This window comes from uncultured Methanobrevibacter sp. (assembly GCF_900314695.1).
Taxonomy (GTDB): Archaea; Methanobacteriota; Methanobacteria; order Methanobacteriales; family Methanobacteriaceae; genus Methanocatella.
This window is the reverse complement of sequence record NZ_OMWD01000049.1, coordinates 1-5550: the sequence shown is the minus strand read 5'-3', so window position 1 is coordinate 5550 and position 5550 is coordinate 1. Positions and strand designations below refer to the sequence as shown.

The following is a 5550-nucleotide window of genomic DNA, read 5'->3' as shown; positions in this document are numbered from 1 at the left end:
ACATATATCTGGCTAATCAAAGAAATACTAATTTTACATCAAGAAATCACATCGATGTGAAATTTCAAGTGAAAAAAATTCTAGGATTTCAACATTGCCCACTTTTTTAGTATCACAGCTTCAATCCAGCCTACACTTTTCAGCCGAAATGCTTTCATTGTGTTTGGGTATGTCATTATTTGCCACTGGTTTTGGTGGAATAATCTTTGGAGCGCTGGGAGATCGATATGGGCGTAAAAAGGTATTGCAATGGACTATAATCATATATTCGATTGGAACACTATTGTGTGCCTTTACGTGGGACTTCTATTCTCTTTTAATATTCAGATTTATCACTGGATTGGGTGTTGGTGGAGAATGGGCTACCGGTCAGACCTACATTAATGAAACATTTCCTGATGAATTAAGGGCCAAATTTGGTGCTTTCATGCAGTCAGGTGCACCAGTTGGAGTTATTTTGGCTTCAATGGTTGGTGGATTGGTGACTCCTATCATTGGTTGGAGAATGACTTTTCTCGTTTCAATAATTCCTGCAATTACAATAATTTTCATAAGAAAATATCTTGATGAATCCGACGTCTGGATTCAAAACAAAGACAAATACGTTAACAGGAGCATTCTAAAGCAATTCAAGGAATTGATTAGCAGGGAGCACAGAAAGATATTCCTGATATCATTGGTATTGTGCATATTCGGAATGTCTGCATATTGGTACACTTATTCATGGTTGCCGACTTATCTTGAACAGGAAAGAGGTTTAGCATTGCTTAGCACAACATTTGGAGTTATTTTGATCCAATGTGGTGATTTCACAGGTTATACTACTTTCGGTTTTGTAGCTGAAAAGCTTGGAAGGCGTCCTGCATTTACAATATACAGTTTCATCATGGCGTTGGGAATATCAATGATAACAATTTTCTGGAATCAAATTGAGCATGTCCATGATTTGCTTTATGTATTCATGTTCCTAACCGGTTTTGGAACAGGATTCTTTGGAGGATTTGGATCATTGTTCTCGGAACTGTTCCCGACAAAAATCAGAAATACTGCCGTTGGAACGGTTTTCAACCTTGCACGTGGAGCGCAATTCATAACTCCTGTAATCATAACAACTGTTGCATCATACTTTGATTTGAGTTATGGTATTGCAATTGCCGCATTGTTTGCCCTGCTTGTGGGTATTTGGATTTGGGTATTTCCTGAAACCAAAGGAACTGTTCTCAATGATTTGGATTGAAAAAATAATAATGGTGGATGAGAAGTCATCCGCTTTCATTTAATTTTTTAATTTATTGAAATATAATTACTTTTTAATAGTATCAGTGTACGTTTGGGGTTGAAAAAGTAAGTGGATGTGTATATTGCCGCTATGAGATATCCCAATGCCATACCCAATGCCGCACCGGAAATCCCCATGTTGAAGCATTCTATTAAAATCACATCAAATACAACATTCAAGATGTTGGCTATAAGAAATCATTTAAAATGTAATTGAACGAAGTTATCTGTTTTAACGAAGTATGTCAAAACGATAAAATAACACATGAATGGTATTGCCAAAAGATAATATTTGAAATATTCATAAACCAATGGTCTCAAGTGACTTGAATTACATAATGTCTCAAGGAAACTATCTGGAAACAATAATCATAATATCATAATCAGTAGGGATATAACTGTTATGCCAACAGTAACATGAAGCTGGTCAAAAAGAACCTGAAGTTGCATAATCTGGATTTGCCCTTACTGATTGGTGATATTAAAGAGGGTGATGTTGTAATGGAAGTTAATGAACATAGCTACATTGACATGCAAACCATATTATTTTAATTGTTAACTTATAAGAGGATAATTTTAAATTTAATTTTTTTCCTGTTTTAAAAAAATATACCTCACTACTTTTTAATGGTAATGACAGTATTGTTTAATCCTAATATTTGTGAATAGTCAATGTTATCTGAAATGCTTATTAGATTGTCAATATGTTTTGAATTTAACTCAGTATCTGTCTGTGGATTGTATCCAATTCCAGAATGCTTTATGGAAATAATTGTAGACTTATCATTGTCCCTAACAATCACATCAATCCAATCTAATTTATCATTTATTTCCAGAATATAAATAAGAAGTTCTTTCATTGCTAAACTAACGAGTTCACCTGTTTTTTCATCCATTACAAAATCCCGAACTTGTTTGGATAGGTATACTGCATCATTTTCATTGGCATGAATAGTATACTCAAGCATCTTCTCGTTTTCATTATGGCGTTTCTTTAGGAAAAATCCTGAGTATTCTCCCTGAGTCTTTTTATTCAAATATACGGAATATAAGTAAATAACGAGAAGTGTAGCTATTTCTGAAACTACAAATGCAAACCATATTCCGTTTTCTTTCCAGATGATGGAAAATAGGAATACGAATATTACAGGAAATACCAATCCATTCAACAGTGTGAGGATATTCGCCAATCTCATGTTCTGTATGGATTGAATGTAGAATATATATAAAAAGTTTATTGAATATGCCAAAAGACATAATGAGAATATTCTAACAGCATTCATCACTGAAGGAATGTGGGAAGGATCGCTTACGGAGAATATTGTTAATATTGTTTGGGGAAACAGCGTAAACAGTGCTGTGAAAAATATTCCAAAAGCAACAACGATTTTTAATGATTTTCTTGCTACATAATCTACACCATTGTAATCTTTTTCCTGGAAATAAACCGTTACGATAGGCATAAGTGATTGTGAAGTACCAAAAATGAATATGCTCACCAACAAGGATGTATTGCAGCACATGTTGAATGCAACCAAACCAACATTTGCCATTACTCCAAGGATTATGAAATTGATAATGGCTAGTTTTATTGCCTGATACAGAGCTATTGATGATGATGGAAATCCGGTCTTGCATATGTCAACCATGTATTTCATTGATTTGTCAAATTCAATCTTAATCAATTTCAGTGTCCGTTTAGAATTAAAGAAATAAGTGCAAAGGTAAACTGTTGCGATGAGATATCCCAATACCAGACCCCATGCTGCACCTCCAATTCCCATATTGAAATATTGTATAAATACAACGTCAAATATCACGTTTAATACATTGGCTATGAGAAACGCCCGGAACTGCAATTGGACAAAATCATCGATTTTAGCAAAGTAGGCTAAAACAATGAAAAAGCAGATGAAAGGTATTGCCAGAAGATAATATTTAAAATATTCAAAGACCAATGGCTTTAATTGACTGGAATTGCATAATATCTGAAGGAAAGCATCCGGAAACAGCAGACCCAATACCATGATTAACACTGAGATTGCAATTATGCTAATAAGGGAAATGGTAAATATATAATTGGCCTTTTTATCATTGAAATTTGCTTTTTCACTAGTGGCAAGTATGGTGCCTCCAAATCCAATCAGCCAGTAAACCATATTGATAAATTGTACTAATGGTTCCATACTTTGAATGACTGACAGGTTCATTGGACCTAACAGGGCACTGATTATAAATGCATCCGCTAGAATTGCAAAATTACCGGCTATTGCAGCAAGCAGTGTTGGAAAGAAAAATTCTTTAAACTTTGAATTCAGTAGGTTATATCTTCTTTCGTATGGCATTTTAGTCACTGTTCATTTTTTTTTAAGAGAAATCATCTGCCTTTTGAGGCGATTATCATATCACTAATGTGATAAGGGGGAAGTTCTATATTATAATCTAAAACTTTTATAAGTGCTTCGATACCTTTCCGTCCGCTTGACATTAACTGATATGTATTTTTCGGAACGAAAAGGAATCCTCCGCTTTTAACCTTTAGGAATGCTTCCAAGATAATTTTTACCTTTTCAGCTTCATTTTTATCTATAAGGCTCTTGTTGAGATTTATGACTATAAAATCAAAGTTACCTTTTAAATCCTTGATTTTTTCCTGGCTAATCTGGTATGTGTCAACATCATCAGCAAATTGGTCAGTAACAAAAAGTCCTGTACCATGTTTTTCAATTTTTTTAATCATAGGAATGATTTCATTTAAATAAGTTTCATCATCTTTTAATTCGGGATATTTAGCATCATCACTTAGAATTAATGAAAATGCATTTCTCTCAACATCCCTTAAGAAGTTTAAATCATGATTCACTTTGTCTTTATTTTCATTAACCAAGAAGACATATCCTGCAGCTGTATTTAAATCTTCAGTTTTATGGAAAAACATGTCCGGATAAGTTGCATTTATCAGGCTACTTTCATGGAACGCCTTTAATTTTTTTTCAATGTTAACTATTGGGGATGAGCGAACATTCATGTTTTTCGGAGTGATGAAGAATTTCAAGGTACCATGAGCATATAATTTGTATCTCTTATACATTTGATCATAGAAACATTTTGGTTTTAAGTAGGAATCAAGAATGCTATCTGTTTCGTGCTGGCCAGAAATTCTGTCTAGGAACTCTGCAGACATGCCTCCTCCACAGGGGCGGCAATTGACTTCAATTAAAACAGGGCCTTTTTCATCAATCATATATTCTCCATGAACAGGGCCGTATTGAATTTCCAATGCATCGGCAACTTTATAAGCATATTCCACCATTTCTGCTTCACCAAGACTCAAGTCATTTACAGTTTCACAGGAATCATAGACAATGGCTCCTTCTGATGTTTTGACTTTGTTGTATTTCCAGACCAAAGTGACACGAGGAATACCTTTATGACTTACAGTATTTACAATGTATTCTGTACCGTTTATTCTCTCTTGAATTAAAAGTTCAGATATTTCGTCCCCGTAATAATTGACATTTTCAAATAACTGGTTGATTGAATTAATCATTTCATTTCTATTTTCACAAATTCGCACGCTTGCTGAACCTGCACTGTAGGTAGGTTTAATAACAACTTCATCTAGGTTTTCACTGTCATAAAATTCCAATGCTTCATCTAAATTATGAACAACTTTTCCTTTTATTGATCGAAGCCCCCTTTCAGCCAATCTGTTGTGCATTTTATTTTTCAATGTCATTGCATCAAGGTTTTCGATTGAATTGCCCAAAATGCCTAATTCATGTGTCAGTTTTGCTGCTAAAACAACTCCCCTTTCATTGCCCGGAACAATCAAAAGAGGATTGAACTTCCTCACTTCTTCAAGAGTTTCCTCAAATGTGTCCTTTTCATAAATCATGTCAAATTCATAAGGAATCAACTTATATTCCTCTTTGACATGTTCTCCAAATTTCTTCCCATCTTCGGTATCTGAATCTTTTAAATGCAACACAACAGGATTATAACCTCTGTTGATTATGTCTCCTATAAAATTTTTTCCAGTGGATATGCATTCAACAACTATGATATTTTTCATAATATCGCCATTATATTTCCGTAAGATAATTTTTTAACTTTAAATATTTTATGATAATATTTTTTACGGCACTTTCAAAAACTTGTGTGATTTTTTTCTTTTTTATTTTTTATGTTCCAATGATTTAGTTTTAGCATGAATCTTCTTAAAAGTCCTTGTTCTATTTTCATTGTTCTTTTTATGTGTTTTGGAAATAT

5 protein-coding genes are annotated in these 5550 nt (G+C 33.7%); 2 read left to right on the top strand and 3 right to left on the bottom strand.

Going from position 1 to position 5550, the window contains the following annotated elements:
• Positions 1 to 94 precede the first annotated feature (94 nt).
• Positions 95 to 1237, top strand: coding sequence for an MFS transporter (locus QZN45_RS10805; RefSeq protein WP_296812899.1), 1143 nt, complete (start codon positions 95 to 97; stop codon positions 1235 to 1237).
• A gap of 47 nt (positions 1238 to 1284) precedes the next feature.
• On the opposite strand, the gene QZN45_RS10800 is transcribed toward QZN45_RS10805, so the two are convergent.
• Positions 1285 to 1458 carry a hypothetical protein gene (locus QZN45_RS10800; RefSeq protein ID WP_292882924.1) on the bottom strand — a complete coding sequence of 58 codons (174 nt, stop codon included), beginning with the start codon at positions 1456 to 1458 and terminating at the stop codon, positions 1285 to 1287.
• 237 nt (positions 1459 to 1695) lie between these two features.
• On the opposite strand from QZN45_RS10800, the gene QZN45_RS10795 reads away from it, so the two are divergent.
• On the top strand, positions 1696 to 1830 hold the full coding sequence (locus tag QZN45_RS10795) for a hypothetical protein (RefSeq protein ID WP_296812898.1): 135 nt from the start codon (positions 1696 to 1698) through the stop codon (positions 1828 to 1830).
• 65 nt (positions 1831 to 1895) lie between these two features.
• On the opposite strand, the gene QZN45_RS10790 is transcribed toward QZN45_RS10795, so the two are convergent.
• A complete protein-coding gene (locus QZN45_RS10790) occupies positions 1896 to 3623 on the bottom strand; it encodes an MATE family efflux transporter (protein WP_292882920.1) in 1728 nt (575 codons plus the stop codon).
• 32 nt (positions 3624 to 3655) lie between these two features.
• Entirely contained in the window at positions 3656 to 5353 is a 1698-nt protein-coding gene (locus QZN45_RS10785; RefSeq protein WP_296812896.1) for an ATP-grasp domain-containing protein, read from the bottom strand.
• Positions 5354 to 5550 lie beyond the last annotated feature (197 nt).

Bases quoted from the DNA above. Each gene is read 5' to 3' on its own strand.
- QZN45_RS10795 (WP_296812898.1), top strand. From the start codon at position 1,696: ATGAAGCTGGTCAAAAAGAACCTGAAGTTGCATAATCTGGATTTGCCC.
- QZN45_RS10790 (WP_292882920.1), bottom strand. From the start codon at position 3,623: ATGCCATACGAAAGAAGATATAACCTACTGAATTCAAAGTTTAAAGAA.
- QZN45_RS10785 (WP_296812896.1), bottom strand. From the start codon at position 5,353: ATGAAAAATATCATAGTTGTTGAATGCATATCCACTGGAAAAAATTTT.